The following is a 16,541-nucleotide window of genomic DNA, read 5'->3' on the forward strand; positions in this document are numbered from 1 at the left end:
CTCCCTAGTTCTTGCCGCTTATCACCGGGTACTCAGCCCTTTACTTTAATGGACCATCTGGCCCATCTCAAAGATGGGGAGCAGTATCGCCACGACGATGAAAAACACGATCACGCCCATCACGAGAATCATGATCGGTTCCATCAGTGAGGTCAACCGTGTAATGACTCGTTCAACTTCGCCGTCATAGATGTGGCTCACCCGGCGCAACATCTCCTCCATCTCACCGCTTTTTTCTCCGACGGCGATCATGTGTGTGACGAGGGCGGGGAATTCCCCGCTCCGCTTCAAGGGATCCGCAATCGTTTCCCCCTCGCGGATATTCTGTCTGGCGGATTCGACCGTTTCCTCGAGTACCCGATTGTTCATGACGCGCTTGGAGACATCCAAGGCATCGAGCAACTGCACGCCGCTTGCCAACATGGTGGACAAGGTACTCGTCAACCTGGAGATGGACACCATTCGCGCTACGTCTCCGATCAACGGGAGTTTCAGCGTCAGACGGTCCACCACCATGCGGCCTCGTTCTGTGCGGATAAAGCGTCGAGCTCCGTAGATGCCAGCGAGCACCAGCCCGATCAGTACCATCCAATAGTCAGAAAAAAATTGGCTGGTTGACATGAGGGCGACGGTCGGCCATGGCAGGGCCTGTTTTTGTTGAGCAAACACCTGCGTGATCTTGGGAACGACGAAGGTAATGAGGAAAAATAGGATCACGGTTCCGATGACCAACATGATGACCGGGTAGAGCATCGCGTTGGTGACTTTGGTCCGGAGCGCTTGCTGTTTTTCCAAAAACTCCGCCAGTCTGAATAAAATCTGATCGAGGGCTCCACTGGCTTCACCGGCTCGCACCATGTGGACATAGATAGGAGAAAAATCCTTGTCGTAGGTTTCCAGGACCGCGCTCAACGCTTTCCCTCCTCGAATCTGCTCTCGGATATCGGCGAGGAGGGACTTGATCGGTTTCTTTTCGGCCTGGTCAACAAGCACGCCAAGGGCGTCGACCAGCGGTAAGCCGGCGACGAGCAACGTGGCAAACTGCCTGGTGAGCAGGGATAAATCGTTGGCGCTGAGCACCGATGTTCGGCCGACCATCCGAGAAGGTTTGGTGCGGCGTGTGGCTGGTGCACGACCGGACGATTGTCCTTGCTCCACGACGTCGGTCGGGTAGACGCCTTCTTTGCGAAGTTTTAACCGTGCGACTTTGACGTTTTCAGCGTCGATGATTCCCGTTGCTGTTCCACCGTCGCTCCGGTAGCCTTGATACTGATACACAGGCACGTTACTGTACTCCTACGTGAGCCGTCATTCGTGAATCATATCTCGTCTTTCCACGCAGGACTCGCGGGACAGGCGAGAAAGGCCTGCCGGGCAGGATGTTTTGTCATCGTGCGTCCCGCCGCGCGTGTCGTGCCCGCCTCGCTGAGTCGGCGAAGCGGGCCTGTCTCGCTCCCGTTTCACGTCGTCTAGTCGACGTCGATTTCCTGTTGGGTGATCCGCATGACTTCTTCCAGCGTGGTGTGTCCCTGGATGACTCGCTCCGCACCCTCTTGCTTCAATGTCACCATACCTTTCGCGATCGCCGTCTGTTTGATGGCGGTCGAGTCCGCCTTGCCGCCGATGAGTCGTCGAATGTCATCGTCCAGCACCATCAGCTCAAAGATGCCGGTTCGTCCGCGATAGCCGGTCTGGGAACAGGCGGTGCAGCCCGCTCCTCGATACAGTGTCACCGCAGAACCAGGCGGCAAGTCCAGCCGACTCAGTTCCTCTTCACTGGCCCGATAGGGACGCTTGCAGTCGGGACAAATCCGTCTGAGCAACCGTTGTGCCAGCACGGCGACGACCGATGAGGCGACGAGAAATGGTTCGATCCCCATGTCGATGAGGCGTGTAGCAGCGCTGGCGGCGTCATTCGTGTGGAGGGTCGAAAAGACCAAATGCCCGGTGAGAGAGGCGTGAATGGCGATCTCCGCCGTTTCACGATCGCGGATTTCTCCGATCATGATCACATCGGGATCTTGTCGAAGAATCGACCGTAGACCGGCAGCGAACGTCAGATTAATTTTCGGGTTGACCTGCATTTGTCCGATGCCGAGCAGCTGGTATTCGACCGGATCCTCGACGGTGATAATGTTCTTGTCCGGCGAGTTGATGTGGCTGAGTGCGGCATACAGGGTGGTCGTTTTTCCGCTTCCCGTCGGTCCGGTGACGAGCATAATCCCGTGTGCGAGTTGGATGAGTTGGTGAATGACCGTCAGGCGTTCTTTCGAAAACCCCATTTCGGAGAGATTGAGTAGACGATTTTCTTTTTCGAGCAACCGCAGCACGACCCGCTCCCCGTGGGAGGTGGGGAGGACGGACACGCGGAGATCGACGTCCTTCCCGGCGGTTCGAATCGCGAACCGGCCGTCCTGCGGCAGGCGTTTCTCGGCGATGTTCAGACCCGCCATGATCTTGAGGCGCGCGATGATGCTGGGCTGCAAATGTTTGGGTGGTGTGAGGACCGGATAGAGGACGCCGTCGATCCGATAGCGGATGACCAGCCCCCGTTCAAACGATTCGAAGTGGATATCACTGGCCCGTTGCCGGACGGCTTGAAAGAGGACGGAGTTGACCAGTCGGATGATCGGGGCTTCGTCGGTCGCATCGAGCAGGTCTTGCGGCTCGTCGAGCTCGTGGGCCAACTGGTCCAGGCTTTCGTTCGCTGCGATATCCTCCATCACTTCCTCGGCGCCTGCCGGATTCGCAATGTCGTCGTAGGCTCGATTGAGCCTCGCGAGGAGCGCGACAGTGCTGGTCAGGAGTGGCGCGATTGGTCTCCCCAACAGCAAGCGAAGATCGTCCAGGGCGACGGTTTCCAACGGATCGGTTGTTGCCGTGAGGATGGCTCCGTTTTCGTCACGCAGCGGCAGAACCCGGTATCGTCGGCAAAAGGCGATCGGCACCCTTTTGATGACCTCGTGATCGACATGGGTGGTGTCGAGATGGGGAACCCAGGTCATATCGAATTGCTGGGCCAGCGCTTCCAGCACCTGTTCTTCCCGCAGGGCGCGCAGGTGCAGCAATACATCTCCTAACCGTCCGCCTTTCTCCTGCTGGTAGGCGAGGGCCTCCTCAAGTTTCAATTCCGGGAGGTGAAACTTCGCTCTGAGAATTTCACCCAGGCGTGGTCGCGTCACGCTGACAGTGGGTTGTTGCGGCTCGTCTTGTTCAGACACTGGTTCCCTGACCTCTAACCCGTAACGGACTGGAATGGGGGATTACTATTGAGTCTCTATCGTTTCCAGCGTAAAGATACTCTCCCTGATCACGCCCTGGCAAGAACATGGCGAAATTGTCATGCAAAATCGAGATCTTGGACAGGTGGGATCAGCGGAGCTCGTACGTAATGGTGGAGCGCTGGTTGTTCCGGACCAGATCGAGTTTGACCGTTTGTTCGTTCTTGAGTTGCTGAAGCAGGTTCAACATGGTACTCGGGTCTCGAATATCAACTCCATTGACCCGTTGCAGCACGTCCCCAGTCTGGACTCCGATTTTCTCATAAAAACTAGTGGGTGCAATGTAGTCCAGACGAAATCCATTGATAGCGCCGTTGACCGTGTTCGGTACGGCTCTCGCCTGCGAAAGGAGTTTCGGCAGATCGTTCATGGCCTGTTCTACCTCACGGCGATCCACCACTTTGCGAAGCGGTGCGATCGGGGCGGGACCCGCCTGAGGGTTGGGAGCGGTGCCGGAAGCACCGGTCAGTGCGGCCTGACCTTCTGAGATGCCCAACTCCAACAATTCTTCAACATTACCTTGACGGATGACGATCCCGTTTCGACGGATCTCGGCGACTTCACCCAGATCGAGTACGGAGTCATGCAAGTGATACAAGGATTGCTGCTTGGATGCCAGTTCCTCCACGATGGCAAAGACGCCACGTTCATCGCCGAGGACTGTGCCGATCAAGCGAAGCCTCCCTGCCAGCCCGAGTGACGCTCGAACCACTGGGCCGTTGGAGCCTCGTCGACCGGGCGATGTGACACTGCTTGCTCCCTTGTCAGTCGGCGGCGGAAGCACAAAGAGACCGCTGGCACGAATCTGCTCTATGGCCTGTGTCGGCGAATAAGATGCGAGCAACGGCGTGCCCGTCGAGGCGGTACTTCCGGATCCTGCAATCTGTTCTGGGATAACGTACAGCGTATCAGCCACAAACGCATTGATGGTATGCGCGACGAGGAGACCGGAAGCCATGAGGGTCAGGAACAACCAGATCCGCCGCACATGTTGAGGAGCAACAGTTGCCAAGGTATTGTCTTTCTGCTCTTATTATGGAACATGGTACCTGGTCTCTCTCATTCGCCGCAAGATTCTTTTATTAACGATCGGTTTACATGCTTTCACTAGACAAGTCGATCGAAGCACGTAATAATCCGCTCTCGCCTTCTTGCTCAAGGAGACCACACACGTGAAAAAAGCATTGATCACCGGCATTACCGGTCAAGACGGCTCCTATCTGTCGGAATTTCTCCTCGCGCGAGGATACGAAGTCTATGGCATCATTCGTCGGTCCAGCTCGTTCAATACGGGGCGTATCGATCCCATTTATGAGGATCCGCATGTGCCGCATCGGCGGCTCCATTTGGTCTATGGCGATTTGAACGATGCCAGCTCTCTCAATCGCATCTTGCGTACGGTCCAGCCTGATGAAATCTACAACCTTGGCGCCCAGAGTCACGTTCGGGTCAGTTTCGATATTCCCGAATATACAGGGGAGATCACAGGACTCGGCACGATTCGTCTCCTGGAGGCCATTCGAGAGTCAGGGCTCAAGCCGAAATTCTACCAGGCCTCGTCCAGCGAGATGTTCGGCAAGGTGCTGGAGGTGCCGCAGAAGGAAACGACGCCGTTCTATCCACGAAGTCCCTACGGAGCCGCGAAGGTCTACTCCTACTGGATTACCGTCAACTACCGTGAGGCCTACAATCTCTTTGCGTGCAATGGCATTTTGTTCAATCACGAATCGCCGCGCCGCGGGGAAACCTTTGTCACAAGGAAAATCACCAAGGCGGCCGCCCGGATCAAGCTTGGCATCCAACAGGATGTGTTTCTCGGCAATCTCGATGCGAAGCGCGACTGGGGCTATGCCGGGGACTATGTCGAGGCGATGTGGATGATGCTGCAGGCCCCGACGCCGGAAGACTATGTCATTGCTACAGGAGAGACGCACACGGTCAAGGAAATGCTTGAACTGGCCTTTGATCGTCTGCAACTCGATTGGAAGAAACACGTGAAGATCGATGCGAAATACTATCGTCCGACGGAAGTGGATCTCCTGATCGGGGATGCGAGCAAGGCAAAGAAACAACTCGGCTGGCAGCCCAAGGTGCGCTTTGAAGAGTTGGTCGCTATGATGGTGGATGCGGATTTGGCCTCAGAAAAAGAGCGCATCGAGGGAATCGGTCAAACGGGTCGACGTTAACGGCTACAGGTACGGAAAGGGCAGGGCATGTCATTTTGGAGTGAGCAAAGGGTCGTGGTTACGGGTGGGGCTGGGTTTCTGGGCTCGTTCGTCGTTGAGCAGTTGCGCGCTAAAGGTTGTGCTGAGATTGTTATCCCGCGAAGTCGAGACTACGATTTGGTGCAGATGGACGCTGTTCAGCAACTCTACAGCGATGCCAAGCCGGATCTGGTGATTCATTTGGCGGCACGCGTCGGCGGGATCGGGGCGAACCAGGCCAATCCCGGTCGGTTCTTCTATGACAACCTGATGATGGGTACGCAGCTGATTGAGGTCGGTCGCCAACGGGGGCTGAAGAAATTTGTCGCACTTGGCACCATCTGTGCGTACCCCAAGTTCGCTCCCATCCCTTTTAAGGAAGACGATATCTGGAACGGCTATCCTGAGGAAACGAATGCCCCATACGGTCTGGCAAAGAAAATGATGTTGGCGCAATCGCAGGCTTATCGTGATCAATACGGATTTCACTCGATTGTTCTCTTCCCGGTGAATCTGTACGGCCCGCGAGACAACTTTGATTTACAGACGTCCCATGTGATTCCGGCCTTGATCCGAAAATGCGCGTCGGCAAAGGAGGAGGGGCGCACGGCGATTACTCTGTGGGGAGACGGATCACCGACCAGAGAATTCCTGTATGCGGAGGATGCCGCCGAAGGGATTCTCCTTGCAGCTGAACGCTATGATGGCAAGCTGCCGGTCAACCTGGGGACCGGTGAAGAGATTGCAATTCGTGATCTTGCCAAATTGATTGCGGCTGAAGTTGGGTTTAGCGGCCAGATTCAGTGGGATGTCACGAAGCCAAACGGCCAACCGCGCCGCTGCCTTGATGTGAGCCGCGCCAAGCAGTTGTTTGGATTTCAAGCCAAGCATAGGCTGAACGATGGAGTAAAGAAAACCGTCCAGTGGTTTCAATCCAATAGTCAGTCGATCCGCGAAGTGCACTTCTAGTCGGAATCTGAACAAGTCATCCGAAATCAAGAAGGTTAAGGCTAAGCTTGAGCAAATCGGATCTCCACCAAGTCTTAACCTTAGCCTGGATACTTTCTCAGCCTGGCCACTGTTGCTGATTGTCTATCATGCAGTTGCTCCCCGTACGCTACAATTAGGCGGGTTGCTTAATCGTATAAATCTCTTAAGGTGAGGTGTCGAGTGAAGCGTATTGATATCATTGCGGGGGCGCGTCCCAATTTCATGAAAATCGCGCCGATCATCGAGGCGCTCAAGGCCGCTGAATGTCGAGGAGGACCGCTTCGGTACCGCTTGATCCACACCGGCCAGCATTATGACCGGGCGATGTCGGGCAGCTTTTTTGAAGAACTCGGGATTCCTGATCCGGACATCAATCTCGAGGTGGGATCGGGAACTCAAGCCGAACAAACGGCCGGCATTATGGTCGGGTATGAGAAGGTTCTGCTGAAAGAGAAGAGCGACCTCTGCCTGGTTGTCGGCGATGTGACGTCGACCATGGCCTGTTCCATCGTTGCCCGCAAGTTAGGTGTGCCAGTGGGCCACGTCGAAGGTGGGATTCGATCCGGTGATTGGACCATGCCGGAAGAGATCAACCGAGTGGTGACCGACTCGATCACCAACTGGTTTTTTACGACCAGCGACACGGCCAATGCGAATCTGCAACGTGCCGGCGTCGCCGATGACCGAATCTTTTTCGTCGGCAATACGATGATCGATACGCTGCTCAAGAATCTGCCACGATTGACCCCCCCGGCTTGCTGGCAGTCGCTCAAGTTGGAACCTCAGCGCTACTTTGTCATCACGCTGCATCGGCCCGCAAACGTTGATGGAGAACAGCAACTACTCGAGCTGCTCCAGGCGATTGCAAAGGGTGCGCAAGGTCTGCCGGTGATCTTTCCAGTCCATCCCAGAACAGCCAGGAATCTGCGAGAGGGTGGGCAGAAGCTTCCATCACTGCACTATATCGATCCACTCGGCTATCTCGAGTTCAATTATCTCGTCAAACATGCCAAAGGCGTCATTACTGATTCTGGCGGGATTACCGAGGAGACCACGGTACTTAGCGTGCCCTGTCTGACGCTTCGCGACAACACCGAGCGGCCTGAAACGATCACGATTGGCACCAATGAACTCATTGGGACCGACCCGAGCAAGCTGCCACCCGCACTCGCACGACTAATGGCTGGACAATGGAAGAAAGGGGCGATCCCGCCGCTCTGGGATGGGAAAACTGCAGTTCGAATTGTGGAGTGTTTGGAACGAGTGTTGGTATAGTTAGATTAAAGGTGGTTTTCTGAAGAACCGCGGCTAGCCATATCGTACCTGACCGGGCATTCGTCCATCAACCTATGAAGTTTAGCCCGAAACAACTTCCGCATTCCGGCGCGTTCTGATTAGTACGTTTCTGTCCGATTGGACCTCGGTTCGCAACCAGTGGCGTTCTCGAATCTATTTCACGACACATTGATTCAACGCCCCCATTCAAATTCCTTACACCGCCGCAGGTCTTGCTAGCAAAAAAACCGTTTTAGGTTGCCACATCTTCTCACTGTAAATATCATCAGAAATGCCTTCCCAAGTCTGGAACCTATCTGGAACTCGATATTTGAGAAGGGTGGTCTCTCGCAGTGCAGCTATAGCTATCGAGTGTGACTACCTAGGTGAACTTCTGATTTATTCCTGGTTTTGAGCGAAGGCCACTCGATTCTTCCGTGTTTGGGGAGGTGGTTTGCCGACAGTCGGGATAGACCAGCCTTTCCTCGTGCTGAAAACACCCATGCCGTCTTCTTGGCGTTACGCGCTCACGCTAGGCACATGAGAAACACGTTCAAACGATGATCTCATTTCATTCCTTGCAAGGCCTGAGTATAAATACTTCGAGAAATCTTGCAGGTGGCCTGTAGTGAAATATGAATTGATCCGCGAGGGAAATATTGTGAGTGCTCCGGTCAGTCCCGCGAGTTGTGTCGGATAGCCCGTTCATGAACTGTCAGAGGGAGGATCTATGAATTTGGAGACCGCAAAAAGACTCTCTCAGAAGTATGCGTTGCTGGGTAGGATGATCTCACCCGTGCAACATTTTCGAGCCAGCGCATTACAAAAAAGCCGTGCTGGGAAACGAGAGGTCGTAAGAAACCTAAGAAACGTTCTTGTCACAGACCCAGAGGTAGTTATTAAGGAATTTGAGGGGAAGTTCTCGATTGACTATCGGAGCGATCTATTCGAACGAATCGTGATCGATGGACATTACGAGCCTGATCTCGTTCGCTTCTGCAAGAAGTATTTGGTTGGCAGGCGAGATGTTCTTGATATTGGAGCCAATATCGGGTTTTACACTGTCATGTTTGCAAAAAACCTCCATGGCAGGCGGGTAGTGGCAGTTGAGCCAACACAAAATGCATTAAAGCGCTTGCGCACGAATATCACCTTGAATCACGTAGAAGACAGAGTGGTCGTGTATGAGGGGGTGGTTACTGATAAAGCAGAGAAAGTTACCATGAAGGTAATTCCAGGGAAAGAGGAGTACTCGAGCATTGGCGTGATGGAGCATCCTTCGATTGTGCAAGAAGAATATGTTTCGGAAGAGGTCGATAGTATCACCGTTGATGATCTGGTGGAGCGATTCAATATTGACCCTGGTTTTATGAAGGTAGATGTCGAGGGTGGCGAGCATCTGGTATTTTCTGGAGCCAAGAAAACACTGAGTATTTCTCGTCCCATCATTCTTTCCGAGCTATCAGATTTTCTTTTGACTCGGAATGGTGGATCGTCAATGGAGGTGGTCAATCTTCTGCGACAGTATGACTATGACGTGATCGATCCGCTAAACCCTTGGGCGCCAGTAGGGTACAAGTCGTTTGGCGACGTGATCGGCTTTCCGAAAGAGATGAATCTTTTGGATGAGCTGCGAAGAATTGCGTAAAGTTCATGCTGAAACCGACAACAATCACTCTCCGCTGGATTGGGCCTCCACGGCCCGTGGTACTGGTCATCTATCCAAGGTTTCACCTTATGGGCTGTGAATGATTGAAAAGCGTCGCATTGTCACCAACGCCGCCTCATCAATCGCCCAAATCGTTGTATCCGGTGCCACCCTGGCGATGTTGTATCGGTATTTGTTAGAGACCCTCGGCGTTGCCCAGCTAGGCATCTGGTCATTGGTTTTGGCGATGAGTTCAATGATCCAGGTCGCCAATTTCGGCTTTACTGGCAGTATCGTCAAAAATATTGCGGACTACGATGCGAAGGGGGATAAGCACACCGTAGTGATCGCGATTCAGACTGCGATCATCACCGTCGCGGGCTTGAGCCTGGTTCTCATTGGGTGTGCGTACCCGGCTGCAAAATATTACTTAAGTTTTGCCGTTGAGGGGCAGGCATACCACGATGCTCTTAACGTCCTGCCATTGGCTTTGGTCGCATTTTGGATACTTATGATAACGAGTATCTATCAGTCCGGAATGTATGGGTGTCAGCTCATTGCTCAAAGAAACGGAGTGCTCATCGCAGAAGGCATCTCTCACCTCACTCTCTGTATTTTTCTTGCACCGCGATATGGTCTGCTTGGTTTGGCTTATGCACGAGTCGCTCAGAATATCTTAACGCTGGTGGCCTCAATCGTATTTCTTAAAAACCATTTGCCTCTTTTGCCGGTATTCCCATGCCGTTGGAGTCGGACGCTTCTGCGTGAGATGGCCGGCTATGCCACTAGTTTCCAAGTGATCTCATTCCTGGTGATGTTGGCGGACCCGATAACTAAAGCGTTACTAAGTAGGTTCGGATCAGTATCTCTAGTCGGCTATTACGAGATGGGAAGCAAGCTGGTCCAACTGTTCCGATCGCTTATAGTGAACGCAAATCAAGTTCTTGTTCCTGCTTTTGCCAATCTCAAACAGTTGAACCCACAGAAAGTATCAGAGCTCTATCTTGCATCATCCCATATTGTGATTTATCTGGCCGTTCCTAGCTTCGGCTTATTAGCCATTTGTGCTCCATTGGTATCCGAGTTATGGATCGGACACAATGAGCCTGCATTTGTATGGTCGATGGTGATGCTATGTGCGGGATGGTTGGTCAATACCCTCAGTGCACCAGCGTATTTTGCAAGTCTAGGCACAGGGGAGATGCGCATTAATGTTATGTCCCATGTTGTGATGACAATTGCAAATATTGTTCTCGCACTATCTTTGGGGCAGGTTATCGGAGGACTTGGTGTTGTTGCGGGATGGGCGATCGCTTTAGGCATTGGAGGGTTGTGGCTAAATATTTGCTACTGTAATCAAAAGTCAATTGCATTCGGCAACCTTATTTCCAGGGATGATCGCACTCTCGGATTATATGTTGTCTTTGGCTTGGGAGCATCCCATCTTACCTGGCAAGTACTTCCGAAGTCGTGGGGAACATTGCTGCCCGCACTAGGTATGCCAGCCGCATGGGGGCCGATTCTGACTAGTGCGGTAACAATCCTAGGCTATCTTGCAATTCTGGCTCTTCAAATATGGAAGCACTCAATCAGAAGTGATTTGCAGCGATGGCTTGTCAGTGCATTTGCGAAGGAACCAACGTTGCAAGGTCACATCCGCTGAATTGGCCCATTGACTGGGTGGAACCAGTATATTTTGCACTGCATTCAGAAGTGGGTTGAGAAATCTGGGCTATGTCGCGTGTGGTTTCTGATGTCAGGTCGGGATGTAATCGGCACTACTGTACGATGGGGAGTCATTTATTGGGGAACTAGTGCCGGCGCTAGCAAATAAGGGAGTTGTTTTGATGTGGGTCTTCCCAGGGGCATTGCTAATTCCACTGGCCAGCAATTTCAGGGTTATGGTGTGTTGTTTCCAGTCAGAACCAAATGCCAATGATGCTTTACTACGGAATGACAGCAAGTGCGGTTGGCTTGATCACGTTTAGTTTCCTGAGTCCAAGGATCAAGGTGCTGATCGCATTCTTTGTGATGACTTTGTGTTTCGATCTAGTTCCGAGGATTCTCTTTGCAATTGACGTATGGGATGTCGGCGCAATTCTGCTGCTACTAGCCTGGTTGGAACTGGCTTCACGAAGAACTGAGGTGCCAACATCGACAATAGGCTATGTGATTGGGCTCAGGATTATTCTGGGATGGATGACTCTGTGCCTATTGTGGTCGATTCTGATCTATGAGTACCCAGGACTCAACAGTTTAAAAGCATCGCGGCAAATGATCATCGGTGTCCTCTCGTTCTTTGTTTTTAAGGAACTCTTTACGGCGGATAAAGGGGCATACGAATTCTTTCATCGGGCTCTGTACGTTGCGACGTTTCTTCTGTTGCCGGTCTGTCTGGTTCAGTTTGTTCTGCATGAGCCGCTATTGTTCGGTCTCTACAGAGAGTACGGTGATGTCACCAGATCTTTGCCGGTATTTCTTCCGTTAGTGCTTTTATACATGTGGATGATTGCCTCGAAAGTCCTCACGGGAACCCGGGTTTCGATACACGAGCTAGTGTATGCGGGAATGGCTGTTGCTGTAATAGCGCTCACCTTTACTAGAGGAATTTACCTTGCGGTGCTCTTTGTCGTTGGCGTCATGATTGTCACGCTTGCGTTGAGGAAGAGTCCAGGGGACGTAAAACTGAATTGGGTTATGGTGCCAGTGTTGTTCAGTCTGCTCATGCTATTTGGGGCTGGTTTCTATGGAAGCGGATATGCAGATAAGGTTATTGACCGGTTCACGAGCGCAATGGAACTCATTCTGGGGGAAAATGGGAAAATAAATAAGAAAAATGAGGATACGTATACAGGGAGACTAGACATTGCCAAAGAACGATTCATGCTCGTTCTTGCACATAACCCTGTCATGGGATACGGGTTCATTCATGAAGACGATGTCCCAAGAGCCATCAGGGCCAAGCTTAAATATGGATCAGTCATCTACACTCCACAATACATCGAGCGATACCAGGAAGGTTATCCTTACGTCCTGGCGCTCCATTCGGCGGATATCGGATGGGCTGATATCATGATTAATACGGGTTTGGTTGGATTGGCTCTATGGATATTCCTGTTTGCCGTAGTTGTAATAGACTTCTATGCAACAGCGAGACGAACATCAACTGCCTATTACCACGCTCGCTTAGCGCACTTTCTTCAGCTAGTTGTTGGCATCTTGCTAATGTTCGAGAGCAACACGTTTGTCACGCTGGTTCAAATTCCGGCGTTCATACTGGCGGGGTACTGGTATTGTTCGCAGGGAAAGACGGAGTGGCAATCAGAGGGCGCGTTAGACGCATCAATGGAAATTGCCCCTGGACAGCATGAAATGACGGGTGTCTGCTATCGGACCAGCATGTTTGGCGGCATTAGGAATTGTCGTCTGTAAGACGGTGATTGCAGATCGACCCAAGACTCGCCGTGCTGGGCTGGATACATAGGAGAGAACAAAGCATGCGACATGAGATCATCCGGGCGATAGCCATGACCGCGCTCTCTGTCGTGATCGCTGCATGTGCGAATCACGATGGAGGCGAGAGCTCCAATCCCACCGTGAACTCACCCGGACCCGTTTTCTATATCGATCCGACATGCATGGACAATGGGGATGGTACTACGACAACGTGTGGTGAACATGGTCCATTTAACAGTTGGAAGAACATTTCATCATGGGTCCCAGGTGCCTACTATGCGGGGAAAGGAGGCACGTCGGAAACTCTCACAAATTTTATCATGAGGCAAAGCGGATCTCCTGGAAAACCCATCACGGTCACCTCGTTCGGTGTAGGCCAGTTTACCTTCAGGAGCACGACCTCCTATGCGGTTGCTGCAAGCAATACCAGCTACATCACGTGGGATAACGTGGCTTTTGAAAGTGCGGCGACCCATTGTCTATATCTAGCTGTCACGGGGCGTCATCTTGTTGTGCAAAGGAGCTCATTTCATAGATGTGGTCAGAATGGAGTCGCGACGCATGGGGTGCAGCTTGAGCAAGGACCTACGAATGATTTCGATGATATTACCATCGTCAACAATACCTTCACAGGCGTGACGGGATCAGCCGTGAACGGGGATCTTGATGTTGCATCTACTGAGAATTGGGATTCCATTACCATTTCAAATAACACTATTACTGGGGCTGGGTTAGAAGCCACCGCTCCAGCAATCGATTTTATCGCCGTTGCTGGTACAGCGGGTTCCATTTCAAATCTTGATATTTCAGGGAATACGATTACGAATAGTAATGTTGGGTGGGAGCCTGCAGCTTCCCTCATTCGTGTCTTTCGAAATGTGACCGCTACACCACAGGAGAATCGATTTTTAGGGATACGAGTGACGAACAACACCCTTTCCAATAGCAGAGGTGGGATTTTTGTCTCGCATGTCGGGCTGTTGCCAGGAGTGCAAAATTGTATTTGTAACAATACTCTGTCAAACCTAGTGACTAATGCAGGAATTGCACCCTGGTCTTCCACTGACATGCTTGTGGAGCAAAATGTAATCACAGGCTTGATTCCCGGGGTAACTGGTATCGATGGGATGGGAATAGATTCTGAGCGAAATATCGCCCCTCGCCCGCACAATGTGATTATTCGTCGCAATCTCATTCGAGACAATCTTGGGGGGCATGGAAATCCAACAGGGCAGGGTATCTATCTGTGGGGAAGTGCATCGACTGATGTCTATGCCAATTTGATCGTCCATTGTCATACTGGTCTATTAATTGATGGGGGAGTGAATGCTGATGAAAACTTTATTGCCAATAATACAATTGTCGACTCAACGCAAGACGGTATCTGGGGGAGTTTTTCGGTGACGCAGATTAGTCAGTTCACGAATAACATCGTCGTGGGTAGTGGGCGATACGGATTCTATCGATTCGGTTTGTCCGATCAGGTCTTAACGAAGAACCTTTTCTTTCAAAATCAAGGTGGTGATTATTTTCAGCAGACCTCTCATCCCACAGATATTGTAGGAAGTGACCCCTTGTTTGTTGCTCCCAATAATTACCAACTTCAAACGAGTTCACCTGCGAGGGGAGCAGGTGTCGATTGGGGGACTCAGTGTGCGGACTTACTGGGTCGGCCGTGCCTGCCAGGACATATTAATCTCGGTGCCTATCAGAATTAGGAGGGAAGGCATTTGGGAACTTTTCGAAATTATGAATCTTTAGAGTCAACGGGGGGCGGCTGTGTAGAAAAGTCGTCAAATAGCATGTCGCAGCCTCTCAAGCTGACGATCATTACCCCTTCGTTTAATCAGGGGGCTTACATCGAGCAGACCATTGGCTCCGTGCTGGCGCAGGATTATCCTCGTGTGGAGCATATTGTCATTGATGGAGGCTCAACTGATTGTACGGTCGATGTGCTGAATAAGTATCCGCATCTTCTGTGGGTGTCGGAGAGAGATCGAGGGCAAGCGGATGCATTGAATAAGGGATTGGCAAAAGCAAGTGGCGATATCATTGGCTGGATCAACTCTGATGACTATTATGAAACTAATATATTCAAGTCAGTTGTGGAATATTTTCAGGATCCCGACGTGATGTGGGTAGTAGGGAATCTCACATATCGTTTTGAAGACTCGAACGAGTCAATCCCAGGCAGAAGTCCTGTCATATCGTTTGATCGGCTCCTCAATAATCCTGATATTGTACGGCAGCAGTCAGCCTTTTTTCGAAAAGCTTTTATAGAGCGGGTAGGGGGGTGGAATTCAGAATATTTCATGGTGATGGATTTTGATCTCTGGGTACGTATGGCCAAGATATCCGCACCAATGATGGTTGATGAGAATTGGGCTTATTTTCGGCTGCACTCACTTCAGAAAACTTCCTATACCAATACGCTGCGGCAGGCAAGAGAGCTCGGTGCCATTCTGAAATGCGAAAAAGTGCATTGGGTAATAATAGCAAATCTCTGGCTGCGTAAGAGGTGGGCGAGTATGAAGGGATGTCTCAAAGAGTGTCTTGTAAATTCCAGGATTATCAATCCCAGATATCGCAGCAGACCTATGCGAATCACACGGGAGAAATAAGTCGTGAGGGTTGCTCATTTGATCTGGAGCTTGAAGGTCGGTGGCTCTGAAACTATGTTGGTGGACATCGCGAATGAGCAGGTGAATAACAACGAAGTAATTTTAGTAATAGGAAACAACGCTATTGATACGACGCTTCGAGAGGAGCTAAGCGATAGGGTCCATTTGCGGTTAATTGGCAGACCTGCTGGTAGCCGTAACCCTTGGTATGCGCTAAAGGTATTTCGCACCTTACTGAAGATTAGCCCTGACGTTATCCATACCCATCAGGAGAGCTTCCTTGATATTATTCGGTGGTTGCCCACTCCCAAAGTGCTTACTGTTCACGACACTCGCGTGCATCTGCGCACGGCAAACAAGTACCATGCCATTTATGGCATATCCGAGGCAGTATGTGCGGATATTGTCACGCGATGCCCTGCTACTTCTCCAACCGTCGTACACAATGGAATATGCCCTTCGAAAATTCCACAGAAGACACGATATGGGCAGCATCCGTTTAGGGTGGTTCAGGTAAGTCGCCTGTATCATGAAAAGAAGGGGCAGGATATTTTACTCAGGGCATTGCACTGCATGAGTGACGTAATTGAAGGAGGGCAAGTAGTAGTGGATTTTATCGGGGAAGGACCATCGATGGAATATCTAAAAAAGCTAGCCAGTGAATTAGGAGTGGCAAGATGGTGCAGGTTCTTGGGTGCCCGTCCGAGGAGGATGCTCTACGAACAGTTGCACACCTATGATCTACTGGTTCAACCTTCGCGGTATGAGGGATTTGGGCTCACGATAGTGGAAGCCATGGCGGCAGGTGTACCGGTCCTCGTGTCGAACATCGAAGGACCAATGGAGATTATCGACAATGGAAAATATGGGTATTATTTTCAGGTTGGCGACTATTTGGATTGTAGTCAGAAGATTGCCCATATCATGAAGAAGTCCGAGTGCCAAACCCTTCCAGAGCAACTTCAAGGAATTGCAGAATACGCCAGGCAGCGATTCAACATCACCGACACCGCAAATCTGTATCTTGACGCATATAGAAAGGTAATTTCACAAACTGTGAAGTGAA

At 51.5% G+C, this 16,541-nt stretch carries 12 protein-coding genes; 9 read left to right on the plus strand and 3 right to left on the minus strand.

Annotation, left to right across the window (positions count from 1 at the left end):
• Nucleotides 1–45: 45 nt before the first annotated feature.
• From gspF to ACMTNU_RS06785, 3 genes are all read right to left on the minus strand, one after another.
• Nucleotides 46–1,284 (minus strand): type II secretion system inner membrane protein GspF, encoded by a 1,239-nt coding sequence (gene gspF / locus ACMTNU_RS06775; RefSeq protein WP_413934473.1) that lies wholly within the window; start codon nt 1,282–1,284, stop codon nt 46–48.
• Between the two features lie 185 nt (nt 1,285–1,469).
• The gene (gene gspE / locus ACMTNU_RS06780) at nt 1,470–3,221 is read right to left on the minus strand and encodes a type II secretion system ATPase GspE (protein WP_413934474.1); all 1,752 of its coding nucleotides are present in this window, start codon (nt 3,219–3,221) and stop codon (nt 1,470–1,472) included.
• A gap of 151 nt (nt 3,222–3,372) precedes the next feature.
• A complete protein-coding gene (locus ACMTNU_RS06785) occupies nt 3,373–4,293 on the minus strand; it encodes a hypothetical protein (protein ID WP_413934475.1) in 921 nt (306 codons plus the stop codon).
• A 160-nt stretch (nt 4,294–4,453) separates the two neighbouring features.
• On the opposite strand from ACMTNU_RS06785, the gene gmd reads away from it, so the two are divergent.
• From gmd to ACMTNU_RS06830, 9 genes are all read left to right on the plus strand, one after another.
• Nucleotides 4,454–5,467: a GDP-mannose 4,6-dehydratase gene (gene gmd, locus ACMTNU_RS06790; protein ID WP_413934476.1), complete on the plus strand. Its 1,014-nt coding sequence runs from the start codon at nt 4,454–4,456 to the stop codon at nt 5,465–5,467.
• Between the two features lie 27 nt (nt 5,468–5,494).
• Complete coding sequence (locus tag ACMTNU_RS06795) at nt 5,495–6,454, plus strand: GDP-L-fucose synthase family protein (protein WP_413934477.1); 960 nt, start codon at nt 5,495–5,497, stop codon at nt 6,452–6,454.
• Between the two features lie 201 nt (nt 6,455–6,655).
• Complete coding sequence (gene wecB / locus ACMTNU_RS06800) at nt 6,656–7,750, plus strand: non-hydrolyzing UDP-N-acetylglucosamine 2-epimerase (protein ID WP_413934478.1); 1,095 nt, start codon at nt 6,656–6,658, stop codon at nt 7,748–7,750.
• A 730-nt stretch (nt 7,751–8,480) separates the two neighbouring features.
• Entirely contained in the window at nt 8,481–9,398 is a 918-nt protein-coding gene (locus ACMTNU_RS06805) for an FkbM family methyltransferase (RefSeq protein WP_413934479.1), read from the plus strand.
• A 100-nt stretch (nt 9,399–9,498) separates the two neighbouring features.
• Nucleotides 9,499–11,061, plus strand: coding sequence for a lipopolysaccharide biosynthesis protein (locus tag ACMTNU_RS06810; protein ID WP_413934480.1), 1,563 nt, complete (start codon nt 9,499–9,501; stop codon nt 11,059–11,061).
• A gap of 266 nt (nt 11,062–11,327) precedes the next feature.
• The gene (locus ACMTNU_RS06815; RefSeq protein ID WP_413934481.1) at nt 11,328–12,830 is read left to right on the plus strand and encodes an O-antigen ligase family protein; all 1,503 of its coding nucleotides are present in this window, start codon (nt 11,328–11,330) and stop codon (nt 12,828–12,830) included.
• A gap of 65 nt (nt 12,831–12,895) precedes the next feature.
• Nucleotides 12,896–14,572 carry a hypothetical protein gene (locus ACMTNU_RS06820; RefSeq protein ID WP_413934482.1) on the plus strand — a complete coding sequence of 559 codons (1,677 nt, stop codon included), beginning with the start codon at nt 12,896–12,898 and terminating at the stop codon, nt 14,570–14,572.
• A gap of 12 nt (nt 14,573–14,584) precedes the next feature.
• Nucleotides 14,585–15,475: a glycosyltransferase family 2 protein gene (locus ACMTNU_RS06825; protein ID WP_413934483.1), complete on the plus strand. Its 891-nt coding sequence runs from the start codon at nt 14,585–14,587 to the stop codon at nt 15,473–15,475.
• Nucleotides 15,476–15,478: 3 nt separating this feature from the next.
• Nucleotides 15,479–16,540 (plus strand): glycosyltransferase, encoded by a 1,062-nt coding sequence (locus ACMTNU_RS06830; RefSeq protein WP_413934484.1) that lies wholly within the window; start codon nt 15,479–15,481, stop codon nt 16,538–16,540.
• Nucleotide 16,541 lies beyond the last annotated feature (1 nt).

Source organism: Nitrospira sp. BLG_1 (assembly GCF_047338595.1).
Classification (GTDB): domain Bacteria; phylum Nitrospirota; class Nitrospiria; order Nitrospirales; family Nitrospiraceae; genus Nitrospira_D.